Here is a 25,213-nt window from a genome sequence, read left to right on the forward strand (position 1 = left end):
CGGTCAGCCACCCAGCGAGTTCACCTCACAACCGGCGGTGGAAGCTTCGCCGCTCGGTCCCTTCGGAACCTGTCTCCGAACCCAGAGATAGGACCCCAGCACGATGACGACGGCCAGCGCCTGTGAGCTCAGGCCCTCGAAGGTCGGGAAGGTCGCGAACCACACACCCATCCAGGTCGGGATCGGAAGCGCAGCCTGGTGAGTCGGGAGCCAGCCGGCCTGCTGAAGTTCCTGCGCGCTTTCTCCGACCATGACGATGAGCACGCCCGCCAGAAGGACTCCCGTGAAGATGAGCATGCGCCGATAAGGCAGCCGCCGGTGAGCGAGAAAAGTCAGCACCGCGACGATGCCAGTCAGCACGAGGCCGATCCCGACTCCGCCGAGCACGCTGCCAGTGCCGGCCTTCAGTCGGAGGTCCTGCAGGAAGAGCACGACCTCGAAGCCCTCGCGATAGATCGCCGTGAATCCAAGGAAGGCGAGGCCCATCGTCACGCTCGATGCTGTCGCGTTCGGCTCCTTGAAGAGCTGGTTTCTACGCTGGCAGTGGTGACAGATCCAGCCGGTCCAGTACAGCTTGTGGAAGAACCAGTTCATCACCACGAGCAGGACAACGATCGCAATGAGCCCGGTGGCCGCCTGGATCTGCAGTTCGGAGGCATTCACGGATGAGATGAGCGCAACCGCGACAAACCACGTGGCCACGGTCGCAAGAAGGGCGACGCCGACACCGAGCAGCACCGGTCGCCAGAAATCCGGTTTGTAGCGGGCCAGCCCCGCGGTCACTGCCGCGAGCACGAGAACCGCTTCGAGTCCTTCCCGGAAGACCAGGATCCCGCTGCTCAGTACAACCGCCGAGCGGCTCAAACCGGAGAGCGAGGGATCGGGAACCCCGTGCACTGCGAGCGCCTGCCACGCCAGCACCATGCCTACCGCGAGCAAGCCGGTCACCGCGACCACCAGTTGCAGCGGGGAGAGCGCTGCCGCGCGACGCATCGGGCCCGCGGGCGTGGCGGTGATGCTCACGAGCGGTACCTCGTGCAGCCGTAGATACGCTCCGCGACGCGAGCGAGGATTCCCTCGGCGGCCGAGAACACGTCGTGCAGGCCTTCGTCGGCGAGCGAGTAGAAGACGGATCGTCCCTCTTGCCGACTCGTGACCAGCCCGCAATCGCGCAGGCATGCGAGATGCCCAGACACGTTGGGCTGGGAAAGCTCCGTGCTCTCGACGATGTCCGACACGGAACTCTCACCCGCCAGCAGAACCTTCAGAATCGCCAGACGGGATGGATCGGCCAGTCCCCGAAACAACTTGGCTTCGAGGGTGATGGCCTCCCCACTCGGGAGGGGTCGCAGGGCTGAGGGCTTCGATCGGCTCATCAACGCATAGTTACATGATTATGTTTCGGGGCGCAACTACTCCGCCTTCGACGATGGTCAGCGTGCCGCCTCCTCGAGGATCTCGCTGACGGTCTTCCCCACCTGAGCCGCGACGTCCTCCCAAGTCTCCCACCCCAACCCTTGCCTCATCTGGAGCCGGGTATGGGGTCCGGCGAAGACGCAGTCTCCAGACTGCCCCGTGAAATCAGGGGAGCTGGTTGAAGCAGCCGCAGAGCATTGAGGATCACGAGCAAGGACGCTCCCATGTCCGCCGTGATTGCGCTCCAGAGTGTGGCCCGCCCCGCAAATGTGAGGACGACGAAGACCACCTTTACCAGCAGAGAGAAGGTGATGTTCTCCCGCATGATCGCCACCGTGCGCCGCGAGTGGGCGACCAGCCACGGCAGCTTCGACAGGTCGTCGGACATCAGCGCGACGTCGGCGGTCTCGATGGCGGCATCGCTGCCGGCTGCGCCCATGGCGATCCCGAGACTAGCCGTCGCCATGGCAGGCGCGTCGTTGACGCCGTCTCCGATCATGGCGACGGAACCGTACTGCCCGACCAGTTCACGAATGGCCGACACCTTGTCCTCAGGCAGGAGCTCGGAGCGCACTTCGTCGAATCGGAACGCTCGGCTCACGGCTTCGGCGGTGCCGCGGTTGTCGCCGGTGAGTAGCACCAGTCGCTCGATCCCGAGCTGGCGCAAACTGTCCAGCACGGCCTGGGTTTCAGCGCGTGGGCGATCGGACAAAGCGATCACCCCACAGACGTGGCGCTCGTTGCCGATGACGACGACCGAGCTGCCAATCCCCGATAGTCGTTCGATCATCGCATGGACCTCGGGCGCCTCCTGGCCGCGCTCCTCCAGGTAGCGGTGCGATCCGACCCAGAACTCGCGGCCATCGATACGGCCCGTCGTGCCTTTGCCAGGAACAAGGGTGACGCCGTCCGCGGCAGAGGCAGCGACACCCAGCCTGGCCGCATGTGCCATGACGGCCCGGGCGAGCGGATGGGAGGAGCTCGACTCGAGGGCCACGGCGCGCTCGATCAACTCCCGCTCCGTGTGACCGTTCAGGGGCTCAACGGAAGTGACTTCGAGTCGCCCCTCGGTCACGGTCCCGGTCTTGTCGAAGGCGATCGCCTTGAGGCGTGCGGGGATCTCCAGGAACAGCCCGCCTTTCACGAGCACACCGGCCCGTGCCGCAGAAGCGAGCGCCGCGACGATGCTCACGGGCGTCGAGATCACGAGGGCACACGGGCAGGCGATCACCAGCAGGACGAGCGAGCGGTAGAACCACATGCTCCAGCTTCCCAACGACAGCAGCGGCGGAACCAGAGCGAACACGAGCGCCAGCACCATGACCGTCGGCGTGTACCGGCGGGCGAACCGGTCGACCCACTGCTCGGCTGTTCCTCGCTTCGACTGGGCGTCGCGCACGAGGCGGATGATCTTGGCGAGTGTCGTGTCGCCGGCCGCGCGTGTGCTCCGGACGTCCAGCGCGCCATCGCCATTGATGGTACCGGCGAACACGTCGGCGCCGGGCTCCTTGAACACCGGCACGCTTTCACCCGTGATCGGGGCCTGGTTGATCGCACTGGAACCGGCCACGACGATGCCATCAAGCGGGACGCGGTCGCCGGGGCGCAGCAGGAAGATCGCACCCACCGGAACGGATTCGATCGGCATGGTGCGATCCCCCGAGGGCATCTTCACCCGTGCCGTGGGCGGGCTCAGGTCGAGCAGGGCCGCGACGGCCCGCCGTGCCCGGCCGATGCTCCACGCTTCGAGCGCCAGCGACAGCGCGAACAGGAAAGCCACGCTCGAGGCCTCGAACCACTCGCCCAGCGCGATCGCTCCGAAGATGGCGACCGTCATCAGCAGGTTCATGTCGGGGCGAAGCCGAACGGCGGAGATCCACGCCTTGCGGATGACAAATCGCAGGCCGGCGGCGATTCCGATCAGGTAGAGCGCCATGGAGGCGACGGGGACCGCGTGATCATGTCCGAGCCCCTCCCGCCCAAACGCCTCCAGCACACCGCCCGCGAGCACCGCGTGCGTTGCGAAGCCCGCGGCCGCGAACAACCCGCTCACTAGCGTGAACAGGTTCCGCTCACGGCGGTCGTCGTGCATCTGCAGCCCGCTCGCGTGCCTTGCCTCGACGACCAGCTCGGCACGCATCCCGGTCCGGGCCACGGCGGCCAGCACGACGGTCGCAGGCGGCGCCGCTGTCACGGTCATGATGCCGCCCAGGAGATCGAACGACAGGCGCTCCTCGCCCCCGACGGCGGGCCCGACCTCACGGCGAAGCGCTGCCACCTCTTCGGCGCAGTCGAGACCGTGGACTTTGACGCGCAGCGTATCGCTCACAGCGTGCTCCTAGACGACATGGTCGGGTGCCTGGCCACATTCGGCGGCACCGTCACCTCGTTCAACCTGGATGGTCGTGTGTTCGATCCCGAAGCGATCGTGAAGATCGCGACAGATCTTAGCCATGGTGTCGTCGTTGGTGCTCTGGTCGGGCACGACGAGATGGACCGTCAGCGCGGTCTCGGTGGTGCTCATGGCCCAGATGTGCAGATCGTGCACAGCCGTCACGCCTGGCAGACCTGCCAGCGCGGCCTGTACACCCTGTAGATCGATACCCTCGGGCACGGCATCCATCGCCAGCCGAAGCGACTCCCGGAGCAGGTTCCAGGTCCCGACCACGATAATCGCGCCCACGGCGAGACTGACGACCGGGTCCACCCAGGACTTCCCGGTCAGCTGGATGGCGATACCGGCGAGGATCACGCCGACAGAGACCGCCGCATCCGAGAGCATGTGCAGGAAGGCGCTGCGGACGTTGAGGTCATGGTGACGCCCGGACATGAACAACAGAGCGGCCAACCCATTGACGACGATGCCAATCGCCGCGACCACCACGACCGTTTCACCCTCGACGGCGTGCGGGCTGGCCAAGCGTTGCAGTGCCTCCCACGATATGCCACCAACGGCAACGAGCAGGAGGATGGCGTTGCCGAGCGAGGCGAGGATGGATGCACGTCGCATGCCATAGGTGTGTCGCTCGCTGGGTGGCCGCTGGGCCAGAATGACCGCACCCCACGAGAGCCCCAGCCCGAGCACATCGCCGAGATTGTGTCCCGCATCGGACAGCAAGGCGAGCGAGTGTGCTCGAAGCCCATACACGACTTCTACGATCACGAAGAGGACGTTGAGCCCGATCCCGATCGCGAAGGTCCTCGATGAAGTTGGGGCCCCGTGGTTGTGCCCGTGCACTCGTCCTCCTAGATGGCCTCGTCGCCCGATTCCCGGCTGCGGATGCTGACCACGGACTCGACGCTGGTCACGAATACCTTCCCGTCGCCGCGCCGGCCGGTGTGGGCCCCGCGGACCAGCGCCTCCACGAGGCCGTCGGCGTCGGAATCCCGGCAGAGGATCTCGAGCTTCACCTTGGGAGTGAAATCGACCGCATAGTCGGACGCATCGTGGGGGTAGCTCTCGTCCTTCTCGCGCCCGAAACCTCTCACGTCCGACACCGTGAGGCCATGGACGTGCGCTTCCCGAAGCTCGTGCATCACCCGGGTGAGCATGAAGGGCTGAATGTACGCCTCGATTCGCTTCATCGGCGACTCCTTTAGAACTCGACGTCCCGCCGTTCGAGCCAGCGGTAGAGGATGGGCAGCAGGAACAGGGTCAGCAGCGTGGAGGTGACGAGGCCGCCCACGACCACGGAAGCCAGCGGGCGCTGGATCTCCGAGCCGGGCCCGGACGCGATCAGGAGCGGGATCAGCCCCAGAGCCCCCACGAGGGCGGTCATGAGGACCGGCCGCAGGCGCAACTCGCCACCGCGCAAGACCGCGTCCTGAAGCGTGGCGCCCTCCCGCCGGAGCTGGTTGAAGTAGGACACCATCACGACGCCATTGAGGACCGCGACGCCGAACAAGGCGATGAACCCGACAGACGCAGCGACACTCAGGTTCTGCCCGGAGATGAACAGCCCGATGACACCGCCGATCAGTGCGAACGGGATGTTGAGCACGATGAGAATGGCGTTTCGCAGCGAGCCGAAGCTGGTGAACAGCAGCAGGAAGATGAGCAGCACGACCAGCGGCACCACGATGGAGAGCCGCGCCATCGCCCGCTGCTGGTTCTCGAACTGGCCGCCCCAGGTGATGAAGTACCCGGGCGGCAGGGCGACCTCGCGCGCCACGGCGCGCTGGGCATCAGCCACGAACGAGCCCATGTCCCTCCCCGTGACATTGCACTCGATCACGATCCTCCGCTGGCCGCTCTCGCGGCTGACCTGCGCCGGCCCCTCCTCCACCCGGATGTGCGCAAGCTGGCTCAGGGGTACCCGTTGGCCATCCTCGGCGGTGACCATCAGGTTCTCGAAATGCGCCGGATCGGAGCGCACGCCCTCGGGGAACTTCACGACCACGGCGAAGCTCCGCTGCCCTTCCCGTAGCGTCGTGGCTTCGCTGCCACCGATCGCGGTCTCGATGATGGCCTGGACGTCGGCCACGTTGATGCCGTAGCGGGCAATGCGCTCTCGGTCGATGTCCACGTCGAGATAGGCCGTGCCCGCCGTGCGTTCGAGATTCACGTCGGCGGCTCCTCTCACCTGCCGGATGACCCGCTCGACGGCCTCCCCCTGTTCGCGCAGCACCGCGAGATCGTCACCGACGATCTTGATCGCGATCTGGGCCTTCACACCCGACACGAGCTCGTCGACGCGCAACTGGATGGGTTGCGAGAAACTGTAGGACATCCCGGGGATGCTTTCGAGCCGCGTACGGATCTTCTCCACGAGCTCCTCGCGCGTCTTCGCGGTCTTCCATTCCGAGCGCGGGCGCAGGTTGGCGATCACGTCGCTGACCTCGAGCCCCATCGGGTCGGACGCGATGTCGGCGCGCCCGGTCTTGGAGACGACCGTCGTGATCTCCGGGAAGGAACGCAGCACCCGCTCCACCTCGAGCTCCATCTGCCGGGAGGTGGTCAGTGAGACGCTCGGCAGTCGGAATGTCTGCATCCCGATCGCGCCTTCATTGAGCGGCGGCAGGAACTCGCGGCCCAGCCGGGTGAAGAGCACGCCGCTCAGGATCAGCCCCCCCAGCGCCAGGCCCACCGGCACCTGCCAGCGCTTCAGGCACCAGGCGAGCGCGGGGAGGTAGAGCGCCTTGGCGCGGGCCACGACCCAGGTGTCCTTCTCCGAGAGCTTGCCCTTGAGGATGAACGTGCTCAGCACGGGCACGAGAGTCAGGGACAACACGAGGGATCCCGCGAGGGCCGCCGCGATCGTGAAGGCGAGCGGGGCGAACATCTTGCCTTCGAAGCCTTCGAGCGTGAAGAGCGGCAGGAACACGACCGTGATAATCGAGATGCCAAAGACGATCGGCCGCGCGACCTCAAGGGCGCTCTCGCGCACGACCTCGACGATGTTGCGCTTGCCGTGATCCTCGGCCAGGTGGCGGAAGATGTTCTCGGTCATCACGACGGCGCCGTCGACGATCATGCCAATACCGATGGCGAGCCCGCCGAGCGACATGAGATTGGCCGAGTACCCGAACGCGTTGAGCATGATGAACGCCACGAGCGCCGAGAGCGGCAGCACGAGGGTCACGATCAATGCACTGCGGATGTTGCCGAGGAACAGCATGAGGACCAGGAGCACCAGCACTCCGCCCTCGAGCAAGGCCTCGCTCACCGTGTGCATCGCTCGGTCCACGAGCTCGGTGCGATCGTAGAAGGGCACGACGCTCACGTCGCGGGGCAATGCTTTCTGGACCGTGGCGAGCTTGGCCTTGACCGCGGCGACGACGTCACGACCGCTCGCGCCCTTGAGCATGAGCACGATGCCGGCCACGGCCTCGCCCTTGCCGTCCCGCGTGACGAAGCCCTGCCGTGGCTCCGCCCCGGTGGTCACGTCCGCGATGTCGCGCACGAAGATCGGCGTGCTCCCTCGGTGGGCGACGACGACGCGGCCAAGGTCCTCCTTGGACTTGGCCAACCCGAGTCCGCGTACGACGTATTGTTCGCCACTGTGCTCGATGTAGCCGCCGCTGGCATTCGCGTTGTTCTCGGCCAGGGCTTCGAGCACTTCCCGGAGCGTCAGGCGGTAGCTGGTCAGCTGCTCGGGACGCACGAGGACCTGATACTGCTTCACGAGACCACCGAAGCTGTTGACGTCGGTCACTCCCGCGACTCCGCGGAGGATCGGACGCACGACCCAGTCCTGGAGCGTGCGGAGCTCCATGGCGTCGCGCTTGGGGCTCTCGAGCGTGTACTGGTAGATCTCTCCCAGCCCCGTCGAGATGGGACCCAGTTCGACGTCCACGCCGGGCGGCAGCTTCTCGCGCGCCTGCTGGAGCCGCTCGAAGACAAGCTGTCGGGCGAAGTAGATGTCGACGTTGTCCTTGAATACCACCGTCGTGAGCGAGAGCCCGAGCTTGGACAGGGATCGAGTCTCCGCCAGACCCGGCAACCCTCCCATGCTCACCTCGACGGGGTAGGTCACGAGCTGCTCGACCTCGACCGGCGCCATTCCGGGAGCTTCGGCGAGGATCTGCACCTGGACGTTCGTGACATCGGGGAATGCATCGATTGGGAGCTCGTTGACCGCGTGAACGCCGAAGCCGATCAGCGCGAGGCAGACGAGAATAATGAGCAGGCGCTGTCGCAGCGCGAAGGTGACGAGGCGGTCCATGGGCTCACTCCTCGCCCAGCTGGCTCTTGGACGCCTGCGACTTGAGCAGGAATCCTCCGCGGGTCGCGACCCGCTCGCCGGCACGAACGCCCGTGAGGATCTCGGCTCGGTTTCCGCCCAGCGAGCGCACTTCCACCAGCCGGACCACGAACGTCGAATCCGTCATCGCGACGTACACGACCTTGGAATCGCCCTGGGACTGGATCGCCGCTTCGTCGATCACGAGCGCATTGCGCGTCGTACCCGTTGCGATGCGGGCCGAGACGAACATGCCGGGACGGAGCTTGAGATCGGGGTTCCCCACCTCCAGCCGCACGTCGAGCGTGCGTGTCGTCTCCTTGATCGAACCTTCGAGGCTCACGACGTGCCCACGAAAGCCGAGGCTGGGAAACGCCGTCGCAGCAAGGACTGCCGGCTGCCCGACGTGCAGCCGATCGAGGTCACGCTCATAGGCGTCGACGACTGCCCACACTTCTCTGAGGTTCACAATGCCGAACAGGTCGGTCCCGCCCGGGACCTGCCGGCCTGTACCAGCTTCGACCTCCGTGACGACGCCAGAGATGGGACTGCGCAGCGGCAGGTACGGAATCGCTTCGTGAGTGCGATCGAGGCGATCGAGATCTTCGGCGCCCGCACCCAGGAGCTCGAGGCGTTGGCGCGCCGAATGCGCGACCTTCACGAACTCGCTGGCATCACCCGACATCGACTCGGCGCGTTCATGGGCGAGGAGGTAGTCACCTTCGGCTGCGGAGAACTCCGGGCTGTAGAGCGTCGCAAGGATCTGTCCCTTGGAGACGTGGTCGCCGATCACCGCCTGGACGCTCTGGATCGTCCCCGAGACGCGCGTCGAGACATGCGCCAGGTTGAGAGGCTTGGGTTGGATCTGGCCGTTCACGACCACGGTGTCGGCAAGCGGCACTGCGCGCATGGCTTCCACCTGCACCTCGCCGCTCGCCAGACTGGTCGCAGGGAGGTGGATCAAGGAATCCGCGGCGGCAGCTTCCGGCGCCGGGTCGCTCTTCTCGGAGCCACAGCTCGCGATGAGCATGGCCAGCGACAACATGGGCAGCAGGTACTTCGACAAACGGATGGCGAATCGCATCGGGGTGATCACTCCGCGACCGAGAGGTCGGTCAGGGCAAGCTCGTAGTTGAGCAGCGCCCGGATGTATTCGAGCTCGATCGAGCGGAAGGTCCGCAGCGTCTCGAAGAGTTCGAGCCCGTCGATCTGGCCGGTCTGGTAGTTCTGTGTGGCGGTTCGAATCGCGTCAGCAGCATCGGCCAGCAGCACGCGGTTGAACCGCTGCACCTGCTGTTCGGCGGAGCGGGCGGCCTCATAGGCGTTCCGCACGGCGAGATCCACCTCGCGTTGTGTGGTTTCCAACCGGGCTCTCGCACCACTCGATGTCGCGTGCGCCTCAGTGATGCGTGACCGGCGGTCTGTCCATGGTGCGAAGGGCAGCGTGAACGAGATCTCGCCGCCGATCCCCGGGCTCTCGGAGCCGGGCACTCGGTCAAGCCCGGCACTGATCGAGGCCGAGGGCATCCGGCCGCTACGAGCAAGCCCGACCTGCGATTCGCCGCGCTCGACCTCCAACTGTGCGGCTCGCAGACGCGGACGATTCGCCATCGCCGTTGTCAGCAGAGATTGGAGGCTGTCGGCGAGGGGGACATAGACCAACGAGTCCGCCGGCTCGAGTGGCTCCTCGGTGCCTCGTGCCATGAGGGTGTTTAGCGTTCGGCGATCCTCTTGGAGCGCGCGGAGGCCCTCCACCGCATCATTCTCAATCCGGGCCCTCTCCGAGCGAGCCCGAAGGACATCCAGGTACCGTGCGCCTCCCGTGCGAAGGCGAGCGCTCACCATCTGCTCGAAATCGACAGCCGTCCGGCGCAGGCTCTCCAGCCTGAGGAGGCTGAGGGCGTCAGCCTGCAGGCGGCGGTAGGCGCGAGTGGCGTCGCCTCTCAGCTTGAGGGCGAGGGATGCTCGCGTCGCCTCGGCGATCGCCAGCTCGGTTCGAGCGACCGTCTTGGCGCGACCTCTGGCGCCAGGCGCGCCCAGTTCCTGCGACAACCGCACAGAAGTTTCGTGCTCATCGCGACTGACTGGAGTGCCGAGCTTCCCCGCCTCATAGGACAGGCTCGGGGCTTCGAACGCTCCTGCTTGTCCGATTCGAGCTCGGGCCGCCTTGATGTCCTGATCGGCGACGCGAAGCCCCGGATTGTGAACCAAGGCCCGGACAACGCACGAGTCGAGAGTCAGCGCCTCGGATCGTGCTCGGCCCGGCAGGCCGACCAGCCATGCGCAGAGGCCGACGCATGCGAGACTGGTCCAGAGACGATTGGATCGGTAGAAAGCATGGAAAGGCTGCATCAAGGGATGGCTCCTCCGGAGAGCGAGTAAGGGACTCGGCCGAAATGGAAACGGCAGCGAGGACCATGTGGTCTCGCGGTCGAACGGCGGAGGAGCTCAGTTTCGGAGGACGGTCGTCCGGGAGGGTGGGAACGCCGGGCGAGAGGATTCGACTTGCGCCACGGCGACCCGCACAGTCGCACCGGTCAGGTCGGCGACAGGCGCGCTGCTCGCGTTCAGCGTCAGTGAGGCGAATGACGCGTGCGTGCTGGGCGCCCCGTGGTGCGCGGAGCTGAGGACCTGCTTGCCCATGGGGAGGTCGACACAACTAGCGCACCCATCCGGCGTCGTGCAGACGCCGGAGTTCTCGAGGTCTCTGCTGGAGGTGGCGGAATAGTCTCCGCACCTGCCCCCTCCCACCTCGATCGCCACGTGCCCGTTCGGGGCAACGCACAGCACGGCCCGGCAGGCACCAGCGGGCACACCGGCCAGGACCGCAAGGACCAAGTAGAAATGGGTCAAGTAGAGGAGGACGGAACGCATGAGCGTGTGAGGCTAGATGCGTGCCGATGGCTCTGTCAATGCCCATGCGTCGCGGGCGCCCCGACCTTGCTGACAGGCGAGGGCACGAAGGACTAGTCTGTCCAGACCATGTCTCCCACCCCTTCGATCGCTGTGAACCCTGAAGTCCTCCGCTGGGCCCGCGAGGAGAGCGGCTACGCGCCCGAACGGGTCGCCACCCGACTCCACGTGAAGGAAGAGCGAGTCCGAGCGTGGGAGAAAGGCGAGAGGCAGCCAACCGAACGCCAGCTCGAGGAGCTCGCCAAGTTCCTGCGGCGTCCGCTCGGGGTCTTCTTCCAGTCCCGCCCACCTCAGCTCGTTCCGCTTGGGGCCGAGTACAGACGGCTCCCCGGGGTTACACCGGGGCAGGAGTCTCCCGAGTTGCGCATCGCGCTTCGCCAGATGCTCGCGCGCAGGGAGAACGCGCTGAACCTCATGGAGGAACTCGGCGAGAAGGTCGAAACCTTCCCGCTTCGAGCTCGCCTGAGCGAACCCGCGGCCGAGGTGGCTTCCCGTCTCAGGCGCGCCACGGGGATCGACATCGACACCCAGTTTGCATGGCCGAACGAGTGGCGCGCCTGGGCAGGTTGGCGTACCGCCGTCGAGGACATGGGCGTCTTCGTGTTCGTGTTCCCGAGCGTCGCCCTCGACGAGGCTCGCGGCCTCGCCATACTCCGCGACCCCCTCCCCGTTGTCGCGATCAACAGCAAGGAGATGCCTGAGGCACGAGCGTTCACGCTCTTCCACGAGCTGGTGCACGTCATGCTTGCCGCCGGCAACGAGGAAGTCCCGGCGATCCGAGAGCAGCGTTCGACCGAGGCGTGGGCGGTGGTGGAGCGCTTCGGCGAAAGCGTGGCAAGCCACGTCCTGATACCAGAGCAGGTCCTTCGAGCCGCGCTGCCGTCTCAGGGTGCCGATCGCGCCTGGAGTCTGTCGGAGATTCGGGCGCTAGCGAGACGCTTCCGGGTCACGCCGCTGGCGATGGCCACGCGACTCCGCGAATCCGGGTTCATGAGTTGGCCCAAGTACAACGCCTGGCGCCGCGAGTGGGACGGTTTCGTGGCCACCCTCCAGCCGCGACGGGGTGGGTTCGCCACTCCCGTAGAAAAGGCTGTGAACCGGGCGGGCCGGCCTTTCGCCACCCTCGTGCTCGACGCCCTGGCGGCCAATCGCATCACGTCCGTCGACGCGGCTCGTTATCTCGATCTGAAGTTCGAACACTTCGAGAAGTTGGGCGATCACCTGCGCGAGGGCGCCCTGGGCGCCGGCGCTGGCGAGTAGGCTGGCCGTGGCCGCAATCTACTCGGTGGATTCCAGCTCGCTGATGGACTGGCAGGCCCGCCACTTCCCCACCGACGTCTTCGTGGGTCTGGCGTCGAGCATGGACGCTCTGGTTGGAGCCGGCCGTCTTATGGCCCCTGCACTGGTTCGAGAGGAACTCGACAAGGTCGGCACGTCTGGCCTCAAGCAGTGGACCGACTCGCACGCCGGGATCTTCGTGCGCACAGGGGACCTTCTGGCACCCGCTCAGGCCATCCAGGGCCAGTTCCCAGGGCTTCTCGATCCCAGAGCCGAGTTCGAGGAGGCGGACGCCTACGTGATCGCGTTGGCCCAGCTGCGCGACGGGATCGTGGTCACGCAGGAGACCCCAGCCTCCGAGAAGCGCAACCCACGGCGGACACATTTCATTCCCGATGTCTGCCGGGACCTCGGCCTTCCGTGCATCAACCTGTTGGGGCTGATGCGGCGTGAGGGGTGGCGGTTCTAGTGCCGCCTCACGCTGCACCCTTTTGGGGCCCTTGCGCGGCCTGCCACCGCTTCAACCCGAGCTCCGAGAACCGTAGGGCTTTCCTGGACAGCCGCCTTGCGAAGGGCAGTCTGGGCGCGTGCCGGTAGAGCCAGCGCGGCGTGACGCCGAGTCGTCCGGCGGCGTCCTCGACCGAGATGAGCCGGTCTTCCTCCTGCCGCCGGACCGGGCCCGGTTGGGCGATCGATGCCACGCGGGCCGCCAGCGTCGCTTGGATTGCAGCGACCTGAGCGAGCAACACGGCGGCATCCTCGACCTCGAGCTGATGCACGCGGCCTGGATCGGCCAGTACCGCGGCAAGCAGTGCACTGCGGTCGGAGTTCATGACCTGCCCTTTCCGTGATTCAGCGGCCGGGAGGCGCCGACCCGCTTGAGCCGCAGGTTCAACCTGCAGGCTCGGCGGTCCGGGAAGCCGTTCCGCTTGATCCCGCGCGTGCAGCCGGCGTGTTGCTCTCAGACTCGTCCGGTCACTCGCCGCCAGCCAGCAAGCCCCTGCCGAGGCGTCGAAGCCAACGTGAGCGCAGGCCGTGGTAGAGCACAAAGACACCGAGCACCAGCACGACGGGCTCGAGAATCACGTGCCCTGGGGGCCAGATCCCGGCCTCGTCCAGCTGAGCGCTGACGGGGTTCGGAGTGCTCAAGGCCACTGCCAGTCCCACGAGGACCAGCAACGTCTTCGGTTTGAAGCGTGCCAGCACGGACAACGAGTGCCACACCAGTCGTGAGACGCCCACGACGGGAAGCAGCACGAGCCAAAGGAGCGCGCCCAGGATTCGTCGAGACATAGGCATGTTGGTTACGGTTAGTGAGCCAACGCTCCCGGCCATCTTCTTTAGTCCTCTTCGAGTTCGGCGGTGGCGCTGTCGACACCGCCATCCATGTGGATCGAGTTGTTGCCGTCGTCGATCGCCTCCAGGTCGAGCGCCTTCTCCTCGGCCTCGGCCCCCGAGTTGGCGATGATGTTGTGGTAGCGAAAGACGTCCCAGCGCCTGACAGTCACGGTGAAGGTCGGACTCATGTCCACTCTCCCAGCGGGTCCCGGGTCACGGGCACGATTGTCGCGCCCCCTCCCGCGAGTTGCCGCAACAAGGCCTTGGCCGATCCACCCACGATTTCGTGAAGCATGGTCAGCCAGATCCGGACCGCCTCCTCCTGCGCGAGTCCGTGGGGCATCGACAGGCGCCACCACTCGCCGGCGAAGGCCAGCGACGAGAGGCGTCGCTTGAGCCAAGACGGCGATAACGTCGTCAGGGTGAGCACCTCGAGGTGGATGCCGGCGGCGCGGCACCCGACCCAGTACGACAGGTCCGGAACCCAACGGTGGGTGACGATGAGGAACTCGCGGACATCCCGCCGGCGTCGCGGGTCCAGGCTCGCGAGTCCGCGCGTCCAGCGGGACGAGCCGTCGAGACCGCAGCGCTCGAGTTCCACTTCGATCGCGTCGAGGAGTTCGGCGCCAAGGTCGGCAGCTCCCTCGAGCAGCAACGAATCTCGTTCCAGGATGAGATCCGCCCGAATCGGCCGACTCATGAGCGATCCTCCTCACGCCTCGGGGCCACGACGTAGTGCGTTTCGTCACGCGGATCGAGAGACACCCAGCCGTGCTCGAGCAGGCTCGTGCTGTGGAGGGCACCTCGTGTCGTGAGCCAGATGAAGCGCTTCGCCATCTCGTGCTCCATGGGCATGGAGCCCCATCGGTCCCGAATCGTCTGCACACGAGCAGCGGAGGCCGTTACCACGAGCACCCGGAAGCCGCGGAGCCCTTCTGGAAGGCCCAGCCGAGCTCGGAGACCATCGAAGGAACCGTTCACAAGGGCGCGAAGGTAGAAGCGCACGAACAACCCGACACCGCGCTTGGGGTCCCCCACGACCTCAGTCCCGCGATCGATCTCGACGAGGAAGAACGCTTGGCGCTCGCCACGCCGCATGGCGAAGGCGAGGTCCGGCGTATGCGTGATGCGCTCCGCCGGCTCGCCGCCGAACGCCACCGTCTCGGCGAGCAGCGCCCGCGGCTGCGCGGCCGCTGCAACAGCCGTGCGATCGGTGTCGGCGATCACATTCAACAGGTCGACATCCGGCCGCTGGCCGGCCGACAGCACAATGGAGATTCGGAAATCATTGACCTCGAGTTGGTGTCGCAGGAAGTAGGTGCCCGGCAAAGCGACGGGCCTACATCGCGCGACCGCAGCGCCAACGCCCGGCGTAGCGTTCGCGTTCAGAGTGGCCACTCCCAGCGGCGAGAGCGAGATGATCTGTGTCGGCACGCCGTCGCTCCGTCTGCGAACAACCAGCCCGGCCTGCTCGAGGCGACGGAGGCGGCGAAGCGCCGTCTGGGCCGACTGGAAGTGCAGCCGCTCGAGCTGCTCGCTGGTGAGCAGCCGGTACTCCGCAAGCGAGCGGAGAAGGGAGCGGTCGCGCTCCGTGACGATCGGGCCGGGGCGGGTCACAGTGCCTCTCCCGGGTTCAGGCCATTCAGGCCGTTCGTGCGCGGCGCGCGCTCGGCGGTGGCGGCGGGACGCGCGTAGCGGGCGCGAGAGCGGCGAATGACCTCCTCGCGCACTTTCGGGTGACCGCCCGCGGGTGGCGGAAGCGTCCTGAGCCGGAAGACGCTTCGGCCGATCCGGCACACGGCCTCGCCCGTGCGCAGGCTCACGAGCTGCTCCGCCTCCACCGGCATGAGGTGCCCGTCGACTTCGCCGACGAGTTCACGCGAGAGGCGGCGTGCGTCGCTGGCCCCGACCTGAAACGCGACAACCGTGCCGACGTTGCCGAGGATCTCGCGCATCAGGTTCTCGCCGATCTGGCCGGTCTGCTGGTGCGCGAGCACGAGTCCGAGACCGTACTTGCGAGCGCGCGACAGCATCACCTCGTACGAGGTTGCGGCCACGTTCGCGAAACGCTGGAACTCGTCGACGTAGACCATGAAGAGCCGGCGCTGGTGCTGCGGGATGTTCGCGCGACTCAGTGCTGCGATCTGCAGCTTGGCCACCACAAGCTGCCCGAGCAGTTGGGCGTTCTCCTCGCCCAAGAGTCCATCGGACAGCTTGAAGAGAATGACTCTCTGCTCGTCCATCGCCCGGCGAACGTTGAAGCTCGGGCCGGGCTGGCAGAGCAGGTTGCGCACCGTGCGCGGCCGCAGGAATCGCCCCAGGCGATTGACGAGCGAGAGGTGGGCGTCCTTGGGGTAGGCCGAGTAGATGTCGCGCCAAAACCGACGGGTCTCCTCATCTCGGGTCTGCTCGATGATCCAGCGGCGGAAGCCGTCGTCCTGGCGGTCGAGGAGTCGCTCGATGTCGAGCAAGGTCGTGTTGGGAATCGGCAGCAGAGCGTAGAGGGCCTGCCGCAGAATCATCTCCATCCGAGGCGCAGCAGTCGCCGTGTCCTCCGCCAGCCGCTGGAAGATCGCCATCAGCTCGGCGCTCTTGAGGTCGAGGTCCTCGCCCTCGTCTAGGTGGAGCGGGTTGAACGACACCGGGAAGTTCAGGTCCCCGGGGTCGACGACCACGACGTCGTCCCACCGCGACCTGGGGATGTACGGCAACAACTCGTCCGAGATCATCTCCGCCTCGGGGGCGACCACGGCGAGCCCGTGCCCCGCCTCGAGGTCTTGCAGGATCATCCGACGCAGCGCGGTCGTCTTGCCGGTTCCGGTCCGCCCCACCTGGTACTGGTGACGGGCCCGAAGCGAGTCCGGCAACCGAACCGGGATCTCCTCCCCGTCGCGGTCGAGGTAGCCGAGCAGCGGCCCGGAGATGGACTCTGCTCGGGCATCCAGTTCGGCCCTCAGGTCGGCCGGGGAGATTCCGCCATCGATCCAGCCGCGAATGTCCGACCCCTTGGCGACGTGGCCGGCGAGGTATCCGCGCGTGCTGTTGAAGTCGCGCAGCACAGCATCGCACTCACGTCGCCGGCGCGCATCGAGTCGCCGGCGGACCAGTGCATGCTCTTCCTGAGCCTGCCCGTGCCGCGCGTGGATTCGCGAGAGGGCGTACCCGCCAACCCCCAGCGCACCGAGTCCAACCAGCCAGCCATTCATGACCAGCGCCTCTCCGAAGTGAGGTCGATGCCCTCGCCACCCTGTATCTCGACCCCGTACAGGGCCTGTACTTCCGGTCCGTACAGGGTGCGCGGCTGCAACTCTTGGCTCTGCCGCGAGCTCACCATCGCTCGAAGCGCCCGACTGCCGTGCCTCATGGCCTACCTCTCCGCTGAGTGGTGCGTGGGGTCATCCAATGGGCCCTCGCTGGCAGTTGCGGAGCCCTGACGACTCGGGTGTTCCGCCTCGGCCGGAACTTCCTGACGAAGTGCCATGCCTTGAAGCTCAGATAGCTGGTGACGCCTAAGGCGAGCAGCACCGGTATCCAAGCGTGGTCACCCTGCACTGAAGCTCGGGCCGCACCGAATACGACAGCGCAGACGAGAAGCAGTCCGGCGAGTCGCTGGGCCGAACGGACGAGCCGGTCCATTACCAGTCCTCCCCGAAGGCGTCGCGGTACAGATCGCGAGCCTCGGCTGGCGAGAAGCCGAGCCCGAGCGGCTGGCCGTCCCGGCGCAGCTCGAAATGCACCTCACCCCATCCGTCAGGTCGATAAGCGTGGCTCGTTCCGGAGGCTCCGCTCATGCCGATGACCTCACCCTCATGCACTCGCGTGCCTGGCTTGAGGTCGGCGCGAACGGAATCCAGATGGGAGTAGCTGGCCGTGTAGAGGTGGCCATCGCGCACCCCCAGGTTGAGAGTGATGCGACGCCCGTGCAGCGCCCTCAAGACTTCGGGCGGCGTGTTCCCCAGCTCGCGGCACTCACGGAGCAGGGCGTTGCGCTGTACCTCAGGTAGCACGGGCTCGTTCTCGATCGTGAGTACGGTCGCATCCTCAGCCGCGTGGACAGGCGTTCCGCGCAGGCACCGGAAGTCGACTCCTTCATGAACGCCGCCGCGGTAGGCACGAGCAGCGCCGGGAAGCCGATCTGGTGACGTCGGCACGACGACGCCGTCGATGGGTTCCGCAAGTTCGGGCAGGTCCACCGGTATCTCGACCGCGGGTTCCTGAGCAGCATCGCGAACCACGAGATCACAGTCATCGACCGGCGTGGTCGCGATCGGGCGCGTGCGCTGCATCGCAACTCGCAAGGCAGCCCCCTGGACGCCGACACTCAGGACGAACAGCAGCAACGCCGCGTGCGAGCGCACGAAGCTGGGCGTGAGCCGGAGGAGGTCAACGAACATCGGCGAGCCCTCCCTCATCGACGGCCATCCGACGTCCGTCGGCCAGAAGGGCGGTGCTGCGTCCGTCATCGCTCCGCTCATGGAGCACACGATCACCAGGTCGCAGCACGACGCGTGAGCTGCCCGCGCCGCCGACCATGAGGCGGCGAACGACAGCTGGCACCAGAATCGTGCTCGGCGCGCCACTAACGTAGGCACCGAAGACCCACCCCGTGGCTCCCGAGTTCGTGGCGATCGAGACCCATCCGTCTCGCTGTTCGCGAATCTCTACCGGCTGCCGATCCATCAGCTTGGTCACGACGGCGTAGCCCAGCCCCGGACCCGCACGGAGGTTCACGTTGACTCCGCTGATAACGCCTCTTGGCGTGGATTCGCCGGGCGTCGGGCTCGCAGTCGTGTCCTGCCTCGGCTGAGCCACGATGTTCTCGAGAACCGAGGGGCGATCCCCGAGCCGATTGCCATAGCGCGCCCCGGCGTTGAGCGCGAGGGCTACCGCAATCCCAGCACAAACCAGCGCCATTCCGAACGGCACCGGCGCGGTGAACATTCGAGGCACGGGGATTCGGATCTCGAGAGGCTGGGCCGGCGGCAAGTTGGGCGCTGGTGGCACGAACCTCGGAGCCACTGGACGCACCGGAACGGGCGCAGGAATGTCGGCCCGCGCCGGCGGTACCGCAGCCGGTTGAGCCGCAGCCGGTACGACAGGTGCGGGCGCCCCGGCCGCCTCCGGCCACCCGATTTCAGGCGCGAGTGGCAGCGGACCATCGGGCACGTTCTGGATAGCGCGGGCGACCTCGGGCCGCAGCCGGCCGTTGTCGTCAGTCAGGTCGGGGCCGATGGTCACGAGCGCACCTCCGGAGACGAGCGGAAGCCGCACACAGGGCACGCGTCTTCGCGGATGACGCGCGCATGGACAACGTCCAGCGGTCGACGGAAGAGGTTCGAGTACTCCGCCTGCGGAGCGCTCGGGCCATGAAGGAGAGTGAAGCAGCCGTGTGCGAGCAGATCAGCTCGACTCCCCGCCGGGTCGAGCACGGCGAGCACGTGCGCCGCGACCACCGATGCGAGGTAAGTGATGTCCAGCCCCAGGCCTGGCTCGGCCGTGAGCCTGCTCATGTCGGCGCGCTGGTAGGCCTGCCGCCGCTCGTGTGGCCCCGCTGCCGGGGAGACGGTGGCCCTGAATCCGGTCGCGCAGTAGAGGCACGGCCCCTTGCCGGGACGCACGACCAGCACCTCGCCAGCTCGTGCGAGCTCGTACGCGCCCGCGAAGACGCCGATCTTGCCGGTTCGAACGACTGACTCGTTGACCAGGAACTGCACGACCGGCGAGTCGGTTGTGGCCACGACGACGTCAGCGGGCTTGAGGAGGAGATCCAGTTGGCGGTCGTCGACCTTCTCGATGTCGACCGTCACGCCAAGGGCGTTGCAGCCGGCCATCGAGAGGTGCTCAGTCGTCGCGATGGCCTTTTCACGTCCGAGATCGGTGAGTCCACAGATGTGGCGCGTGAGATTGGCGGTGTCGAGAACGTCGCGGTCGTAGACGCGATGAAGCCCGACACCCGCCTGGGCGAGCAGCAACCCAACTCCCGAGCCAAGCGACCCAGCGCCGACGTAGTGCGCCTCGAAGCTCGCCAGCCCATGCTCGGGGACCAGACCGCGGCGACGATCGTCGAGGTCGCCGACCCTGCCGAGCACGAGGAGAGAAGCAGGCGTCGGCAGGTCCTTCTCGAGCTCGATCTCGACCTCACCACCCTCGAGCGCGACTGAAAGGCGCGGGCCAAGGACGCGCGAGCCCGGATTCACCCATCCCACGCGACGGAATGCGGGATTGGCCTGCTTGAAGCGCGACAGCACCTGAACGAGCGATTCCTGCGGGCGGTAGATTCCAAAGAGGGGTTGGCGCCTCCCCGCGGTAGCTGCGGCGGCCAGCACCTCCGGGATCACGGCCAAGCGGGTCTGGGTGGGCATGTCATTCCTCCCTCGCACTCGCGGTCGGCCCGCCGAGTGCTTCGAGGATGAGCGGGTCGTCGTCAGGCACGACTTTGAACGGAATCTCACGGAAGTCGGGCGCGTCCCGGTGCATCAGGTATGCACGCACGCACACCTCGCCGTCGCGCACGATGGCGATCGGGAAGACCGCCTGGACGAGGTCCCAGCCCGCGTCGGTGACGATGTGGCGCGCGGTCGCGTGATCCACCGCGCTGGGCGAGTCGAAGTGGCCGGGGTGTCGGTGCCATGCGCCGACGAACGTGCAGCCGAAGTTCTCGTAGGCGTGGTCGAGCAACGCTTGCTGATACTCGACGTCCGGACTGAAGCGTGCCCGGGCCCTCACCGCCTTCGGACCACCGGGAATCGTGAAGGGTGCCACCAGCGCACCGCCGATCACGCGGCCGGGCAGCAGCCCACCGGTTTCGACGCCCGGGAAGGCGAAGATGCTCGATTCGATCTGCTGGAATCCGCGCTTGGCCGTCACGAACCGGGCGATCATCGGGACCACTCCCCGGTTCGCCGCCAGGTCTGGTAGTGACGAAGCCAGTCGGTCGCGTTCGCGATCGTCTGCACGACCGTGTCCCGGTCCGGGTTCCAGCGATTGAGATAGACGCAGAGCGAGCCGTCGACGTACCGGTGCGGGCAGCCACCAACGAGCGCAGGTGATAGGACGTGCAGCTTCGGCGCCTCGTTCGGATAGCGATCGGGCAACTCGGCGGAGACCTGATAGGTCCGGCCGCCACGAACACGCAGCCAGCCGCGCCATGCCAACCGACCACCTGGCAGCTTGAACAAACGGAACCCTGGGAAGTGCGCTCTCATGGCATGCAACTCCGCGCTCAGACGTGTGGCGCCTCGTTGGCTTGCGAACCACATGTTCAGCTCCTCCTCCCTTGCTCACTTGCTGTCGATTTGGGGTTTGGGTCGCGCCTGCAGGAGGCGGGGGCGGTCGTCAATCGGGGAGCCTTCGTGCCAACGGGCACTCGCCGCCACTGCGCGAAGGAACCGTTGGTCTAGTGGACCCGCAGTCGCACGACCACCCCGCTCCCACTCTTTCTAGGCCTTGCCGAACGTGTGCGGCGACAACTTCGTCGGCTTCACCGGCGTCGGCGCCAAGCCGGCCGCCTCGACTGGCTGCACATCGCGGACGACGCCGTCGGGCGTCAGCTCGACTTCACGTGCGCCATCGTCGTTGCCGGCGCCGGGCTGCTCACGCGTGTCCCTCATCTTCGTCTCCTCCTTTGATCTAGTGCCCCAAGAACCCTTGGGGCGGCGGAAGATGGCCCTAGGCCGTTCTCATGAACCTGGAGCCACAGCGGTTGCAGGTGGCGTCGAACTGGTCTGACGCCACGCGGACCTTCACCTCGCACTCGCACTGCCAGAGCCGGAGACGCGTGGTCTGCTTGGGTTGCTCAACGACCGAGAGCGCCGCATGCGGCAGAGGGCCGAGCGCATCGGCGATGGCGTTTAAACGACGGCCGAGTTCGGGCCCCGCCGTGGTCGCGGTTGGCGGTCCGACCAGCCCGCACGCGCGCGCCACTGTGACGAACTTGCCGCGGTGCCCACAGTTGGTACCGACGGCGGCGTGCACGAGCTCGTGCAGAAGCACGTCGAGGATCCGCTCCGCGTTCACCAGCACGGGTGAGACGAAGACGGCGGGGCGCCCGTCGGCTGCAGCCTGCTCGGGCCAGCACTGGCCGATTGATCGGCCCCGCCCACGGGCACCCTTCGGGAAGCCCATGGAGACCGAGACGGGAGGACACTCGACGCCGGCGTCGCGCAACAGGGGGCGGAGGTGCTCGCATGCCTCCAGGAGCCAGGCCTCGCGCGTGTCCATCGTCCTCATGCTCTCGCTCCCTTCGTGCTGCGCCGAGAACTCGGCGAAGGGCGAACAACAAGAACGCCCTTCCGCCGTACTGGCGAAAGGGCTGGGGCCCGTGAGGGCGCGCGCCTCTTCTACAAGGTGTCGCTGATCTTCCCCGGCTCGCGAAGCCGGTCAGTTCGCGCTCGGACCTCCCATTCGCCTAAGTGCGCTCAGCAGCGCTTGGATCTGGATGACACATCGTCGCCCCTGCCGTCGGATGACGATCTCGCCGTTGCGAAACGCCTCCGCCACCTTCTGATCGTCCGAGTTCCTCACCACGAGGCGATCCCCAGCCGGGAAGAACCGAGCAGCGTCGCCGCGAACATGCTCATCGCCGTTGTCGCGCCCCATGTCGACCTCCCCCGTGCCGAGTTGCACCTAAGTGATGCCAGGGGGCCGAAGACCCGCGGGAAGTCGCCTGCCGCGTCTCGGTTCGTCGCACTCAGGACTCATTCTGTAGCGAGTCCTCGCACCCCCCAGCGATCGAGAGCAAGGTCGCTCTCGAATGCCGACCAGCCGACGGGATGCGAAGCGGTTGCGGGGTTTCGTGGCCAGATCAGCCTCGGCCCCAGAACAACCGGGTCATCTGCTCAACCGCTTCGAGAAGCAGCTCTACCGTCTGCCATCCCACCTTCGTCGGGCCGCGGGAGCCGCCTGTGTGGCCTGTCGCTTCAACCTCGCGCCCCTGCCGCCCGACAGCCAAAATGGTGCCAGTTGCGGCGGGGGCGGTCAACCTCTATTTTATTGAGCTGCAATCAGTTGCGGGTATATTGCGGTCAAATATTTCGACGTCGCCTCAAGCTGATTCACTACTTTGGTGCAGGTTCGGCGAAGTTCCGTCAGACATTCACTCGATGTTTCAGCCGGATCTGGGAGTCATCGGCCCAATGTTCACCAATGGTTCCAAGAACTCCCTTGGCTGGCGAGCATTGAAGACCTGCTTCCACGCTTCGGGAAGTCGAGGTGCAAGATGTTCCCAAACACCAGCCATGAGTTGAACGAAGGGCTCATCCATGCCAGCTCGCCTGGGGCACACGCCCGACACGCTGAACGTGATTGAGTCAGCAGCAAACACCGGGACCATCGGGTAGGTCCTGCAGTCGACTGGCCGATGGGGATGAATCGCGCACCGTCGACTCTGAAAGAACGGACAGTGCTGACACCCCGCAATGCCCTTCACCTCTTCCAACGACACTCTCATGCCGGCGTGCTCGAGCCGCTGCACGATGAACTCGGCCTCGAACGGAAGGAGCGTCACCTGTTCTGGCCCGACCTCGCAGGGCGCATCTGCACAGTCCGTGCAGATCTTGAGTTCACCGCGCGGGTGGGCAGTCTCGGCGTAGATTCGTTCCAAGTGCGAGAACCATGCGCTCTGATTGTCTTCCATGGCTCCTCCGCTCAGCCCTTCCGCCCAACACGAGCCTTCTTGGCCGTTCGCTTCTTCGCATTCTTGGCAGACGAGGTCCGCCTGCCAGCTGAATCGCCCTTCTTCGTTGAGGGCAGTGTTGCCTTGGGGGTGCGGAAACCGAGCTCCGATACGAGCTCAAGGTAAGGACGTTCCTCCTCAACGGTCTTGGAGTTCAACTCGTAGGCGCCCGTCGTGGTCTCCTGAAAGTAGCCCTTGATGTCATTGATCGGCTTACTCCGCAAGTCGATCCGCTTGAGCACCTCATCCTCCGGGAGACTCACCTTGCCTGAGCACACCCTGACCGCGTGCTCCAGCGGAAACTGGTCGTCCATGTCTGCGAGTTCGGAAATGGCAAGCACGATCCGCGCGTCAGTCCGGTCGAGGATCAGAGTCGGAGCGGTGTAGTCCTCATGCAGCAGGTAGCGCTTGCCTGACTTGCCGCCTTTGAGCCCGAAATAGTTCTGTCGAAGGAAGACGGCACAGGCATCATCGATCACCTCTCGGTCGGGGCTTTCCTTCGCCCCGAAGTGCCGAGACAGCTCTTCGCTGATCTGGCGCTTCGTGAGGCCATGCCCGGCCTGCGGGCCGCGAACATCTGACTTGCGGCCCTGCACATTGTCGTGTGCCACAACGTAGAGAATCTTCGCGAAGTCGGCTCTCACGTCATGCCCCCTGGTGGATACGGCGGCTCTCGTGGCTGGGGTGGACGCCACCGAAGGATCTTTGAGGTGCACTTCTCGGGCGGATCTCAGAGGTTCACGGCAATGCTCCGCGGCCCCGCATGGTCTCGCTCCGAATTTCGTCTCTTGACGGAGTCTCGCCCCCCCGCCTTCAAAGCAGACCGGGAAGGCCGTGTATTCTAGAACATGAAGTTGAGCGACAACAGTCGGCTCCGCGACCCTGTATCGTGGCCCGCGACCAGCCTTGCCCTGTTGACTTGGGGCCCTGGTGTCGGGAGGTGCTGGGCCCAGCTCAGGTTGCATCTCTCCACGTCGTCAAGGAAGGAGCACCGATGGCTTCGATCGTCCTTGAACTTCAGCAGGATGCGCTCGACCGCACCGTCCGCGTCTCCGACCTGCTGCGGAAAGCGCTCGTCGTCGCTCGAAAGCTCGGACTCACTGAGATTCAAGGGTGGCTTGAGCACGAACTCAATGGCTACGCCGCATCCGAGCAGTGTCCCCAGTACCGCGAGGTCACGGGCCGTGTGATGGGATGGAACCCATATCGGGGGTGGATTCCCGTCGGCTTCAACGACGCCGAGGACCAGAAGCGACTCTCGGCTCGGAAGTGTGGGCAATCGATCGCAGAGCTCGAATCGCTCGTTACCGACTCAGGTAGAGATTCGGGCTACCACATGCCCTTCCCCGTGGACCAGACGCTCCGCCTCAGTTCCGGCCTCGAGTTGCGCACGCAACTCAGCCTCTTCACGCAGCGGTCAGCCCTCGTCGGGATCATCGACTCGGTGCGAAACACGGTCCTCGATTGGGCGCTGAAGCTCGAAGAAGGCGGTGTCTTGGGTGAGGGGCTGACCTTCTCTCCAACTGAGAAGGCAGCAGCGGCGACTGCAACGCACAATGTGACCAACTTCTACGGAGCTGTCTCCGGAGTGCAGGTTCAGCAGGCGGGGAGCAACGCGATTCAGCTCTCGACTACCCTGCCCGATCCCGAGGCTTTGGGAGCGTTCTTAGAGCAGATCCGAGCGGAGACACCAAAGCTGGGACTCAGCACCGAGTTGCAGGCCGAACTCGTAGCCGAAGCGGACACTCTCGAGATTCAGGCTCGCTCGCCTCGCCCAAAGCCGACAATCATCAAGGAGAGCCTGCGTTCGGTTCGCACGATCCTCGAAGGCGCAGCCGGTGGGGCTGCGGGGCAGGCTCTGCTCGTGGGCCTGACGAAGCTACTCGGGGGCTGAGCGACTTCTGCGCAGCCT

26 protein-coding genes are annotated in these 25,213 nt (G+C 66.1%); 3 read left to right on the forward strand and 23 right to left on the reverse strand.

The genetic code is table 11. The features are described 5' to 3' along the window. Positions 1–3: 3 nt before the first annotated feature. The 8 genes from IT347_03995 to IT347_04030 form a co-directional block, all read right to left on the reverse strand. Positions 4–1,023, reverse strand: coding sequence for an FTR1 family protein (locus tag IT347_03995; GenBank protein ID MCC6348740.1), 1,020 nt, complete (start codon positions 1,021–1,023; stop codon positions 4–6). Continuing rightward, positions 1,020–1,376 (reverse strand): winged helix-turn-helix transcriptional regulator, encoded by a 357-nt coding sequence (locus IT347_04000; GenBank protein MCC6348741.1) that lies wholly within the window; start codon positions 1,374–1,376, stop codon positions 1,020–1,022. The genes IT347_03995 and IT347_04000 overlap by 4 nt, the downstream gene beginning before the upstream one ends. A 146-nt stretch (positions 1,377–1,522) precedes the next feature. Next, entirely contained in the window at positions 1,523–3,733 is a 2,211-nt protein-coding gene (locus IT347_04005) for a heavy metal translocating P-type ATPase (GenBank protein ID MCC6348742.1), read from the reverse strand. A gap of 21 nt (positions 3,734–3,754) precedes the next feature. Beyond that, positions 3,755–4,654, reverse strand: coding sequence for a cation transporter (locus IT347_04010; GenBank protein MCC6348743.1), 900 nt, complete (start codon positions 4,652–4,654; stop codon positions 3,755–3,757). An 8-nt stretch (positions 4,655–4,662) separates the two neighbouring features. After that, a complete protein-coding gene (locus IT347_04015; GenBank protein ID MCC6348744.1) occupies positions 4,663–5,001 on the reverse strand; it encodes a P-II family nitrogen regulator in 339 nt (112 codons plus the stop codon). Between the two features lie 11 nt (positions 5,002–5,012). After that, on the reverse strand, positions 5,013–8,081 hold the full coding sequence (locus IT347_04020; protein MCC6348745.1) for an efflux RND transporter permease subunit: 3,069 nt from the start codon (positions 8,079–8,081) through the stop codon (positions 5,013–5,015). 4 nt (positions 8,082–8,085) lie between these two features. Then, positions 8,086–9,183, reverse strand: a complete 1,098-nt coding sequence (locus IT347_04025; GenBank protein ID MCC6348746.1) for an efflux RND transporter periplasmic adaptor subunit — start codon at positions 9,181–9,183, stop codon at positions 8,086–8,088. A gap of 8 nt (positions 9,184–9,191) precedes the next feature. Beyond that, complete coding sequence (locus tag IT347_04030) at positions 9,192–10,454, reverse strand: TolC family protein (protein ID MCC6348747.1); 1,263 nt, start codon at positions 10,452–10,454, stop codon at positions 9,192–9,194. Positions 10,455–11,081: 627 nt separating this feature from the next. Between IT347_04030 and IT347_04035 the strand changes: the two genes are divergently transcribed. Together IT347_04035 and IT347_04040 are read left to right on the forward strand one after the other, a co-directional pair. Further along, the gene (locus tag IT347_04035; protein ID MCC6348748.1) at positions 11,082–12,272 is read left to right on the forward strand and encodes an ImmA/IrrE family metallo-endopeptidase; all 1,191 of its coding nucleotides are present in this window, start codon (positions 11,082–11,084) and stop codon (positions 12,270–12,272) included. A gap of 7 nt (positions 12,273–12,279) precedes the next feature. Further along, positions 12,280–12,759 (forward strand): DUF4411 family protein, encoded by a 480-nt coding sequence (locus tag IT347_04040; protein ID MCC6348749.1) that lies wholly within the window; start codon positions 12,280–12,282, stop codon positions 12,757–12,759. 7 nt (positions 12,760–12,766) lie between these two features. Here the strand turns inward: IT347_04040 and IT347_04045 are convergent, their stop codons facing one another. The 15 genes from IT347_04045 to IT347_04115 form a co-directional block, all read right to left on the reverse strand. Further along, entirely contained in the window at positions 12,767–13,123 is a 357-nt protein-coding gene (locus IT347_04045) for a hypothetical protein (GenBank protein MCC6348750.1), read from the reverse strand. A 142-nt stretch (positions 13,124–13,265) separates the two neighbouring features. Beyond that, the gene (locus IT347_04050; GenBank protein MCC6348751.1) at positions 13,266–13,583 is read right to left on the reverse strand and encodes a hypothetical protein; all 318 of its coding nucleotides are present in this window, start codon (positions 13,581–13,583) and stop codon (positions 13,266–13,268) included. Between the two features lie 47 nt (positions 13,584–13,630). After that, positions 13,631–13,816, reverse strand: coding sequence for a hypothetical protein (locus IT347_04055; protein ID MCC6348752.1), 186 nt, complete (start codon positions 13,814–13,816; stop codon positions 13,631–13,633). Further along, positions 13,813–14,328, reverse strand: coding sequence for a hypothetical protein (locus IT347_04060; GenBank protein MCC6348753.1), 516 nt, complete (start codon positions 14,326–14,328; stop codon positions 13,813–13,815). Before IT347_04060 ends, IT347_04055 begins: the two co-directional genes overlap by 4 nt. Beyond that, a complete protein-coding gene (locus IT347_04065; GenBank protein ID MCC6348754.1) occupies positions 14,325–15,245 on the reverse strand; it encodes a replication-relaxation family protein in 921 nt (306 codons plus the stop codon). Before IT347_04065 ends, IT347_04060 begins: the two co-directional genes overlap by 4 nt. Continuing rightward, positions 15,242–16,834, reverse strand: coding sequence for a type IV secretion system DNA-binding domain-containing protein (locus IT347_04070; GenBank protein MCC6348755.1), 1,593 nt, complete (start codon positions 16,832–16,834; stop codon positions 15,242–15,244). Before IT347_04070 ends, IT347_04065 begins: the two co-directional genes overlap by 4 nt. A 429-nt stretch (positions 16,835–17,263) precedes the next feature. Continuing rightward, positions 17,264–18,022 carry a M23 family metallopeptidase gene (locus IT347_04075; GenBank protein MCC6348756.1) on the reverse strand — a complete coding sequence of 253 codons (759 nt, stop codon included), beginning with the start codon at positions 18,020–18,022 and terminating at the stop codon, positions 17,264–17,266. Next, the gene (locus tag IT347_04080) at positions 18,012–18,569 is read right to left on the reverse strand and encodes an SH3 domain-containing protein (GenBank protein MCC6348757.1); all 558 of its coding nucleotides are present in this window, start codon (positions 18,567–18,569) and stop codon (positions 18,012–18,014) included. Before IT347_04080 ends, IT347_04075 begins: the two co-directional genes overlap by 11 nt. Before the next feature lie 293 nt (positions 18,570–18,862). Next, a complete protein-coding gene (locus IT347_04085) occupies positions 18,863–19,990 on the reverse strand; it encodes a ThiF family adenylyltransferase (protein ID MCC6348758.1) in 1,128 nt (375 codons plus the stop codon). 1 nt (position 19,991) lies between these two features. Then, positions 19,992–20,510 carry a Mov34/MPN/PAD-1 family protein gene (locus tag IT347_04090; protein MCC6348759.1) on the reverse strand — a complete coding sequence of 173 codons (519 nt, stop codon included), beginning with the start codon at positions 20,508–20,510 and terminating at the stop codon, positions 19,992–19,994. Beyond that, a complete protein-coding gene (locus IT347_04095) occupies positions 20,507–20,833 on the reverse strand; it encodes a hypothetical protein (protein MCC6348760.1) in 327 nt (108 codons plus the stop codon). Before IT347_04095 ends, IT347_04090 begins: the two co-directional genes overlap by 4 nt. Before the next feature lie 234 nt (positions 20,834–21,067). Then, positions 21,068–21,238, reverse strand: coding sequence for a hypothetical protein (locus tag IT347_04100; protein MCC6348761.1), 171 nt, complete (start codon positions 21,236–21,238; stop codon positions 21,068–21,070). 58 nt (positions 21,239–21,296) lie between these two features. Next, positions 21,297–21,857 carry a hypothetical protein gene (locus tag IT347_04105; GenBank protein ID MCC6348762.1) on the reverse strand — a complete coding sequence of 187 codons (561 nt, stop codon included), beginning with the start codon at positions 21,855–21,857 and terminating at the stop codon, positions 21,297–21,299. 877 nt (positions 21,858–22,734) lie between these two features. After that, on the reverse strand, positions 22,735–23,262 hold the full coding sequence (locus tag IT347_04110) for a YkgJ family cysteine cluster protein (GenBank protein MCC6348763.1): 528 nt from the start codon (positions 23,260–23,262) through the stop codon (positions 22,735–22,737). A gap of 11 nt (positions 23,263–23,273) precedes the next feature. Further along, positions 23,274–23,945 (reverse strand): hypothetical protein, encoded by a 672-nt coding sequence (locus IT347_04115; GenBank protein ID MCC6348764.1) that lies wholly within the window; start codon positions 23,943–23,945, stop codon positions 23,274–23,276. A gap of 350 nt (positions 23,946–24,295) precedes the next feature. On the opposite strand from IT347_04115, the gene IT347_04120 reads away from it, so the two are divergent. After that, a complete protein-coding gene (locus IT347_04120) occupies positions 24,296–25,195 on the forward strand; it encodes a hypothetical protein (protein ID MCC6348765.1) in 900 nt (299 codons plus the stop codon). Positions 25,196–25,213 lie beyond the last annotated feature (18 nt).

Source organism: Candidatus Eisenbacteria bacterium (assembly GCA_020847735.1).
Lineage (GTDB): Bacteria > Eisenbacteria > RBG-16-71-46 > RBG-16-71-46 > RBG-16-71-46 > CAIXRL01.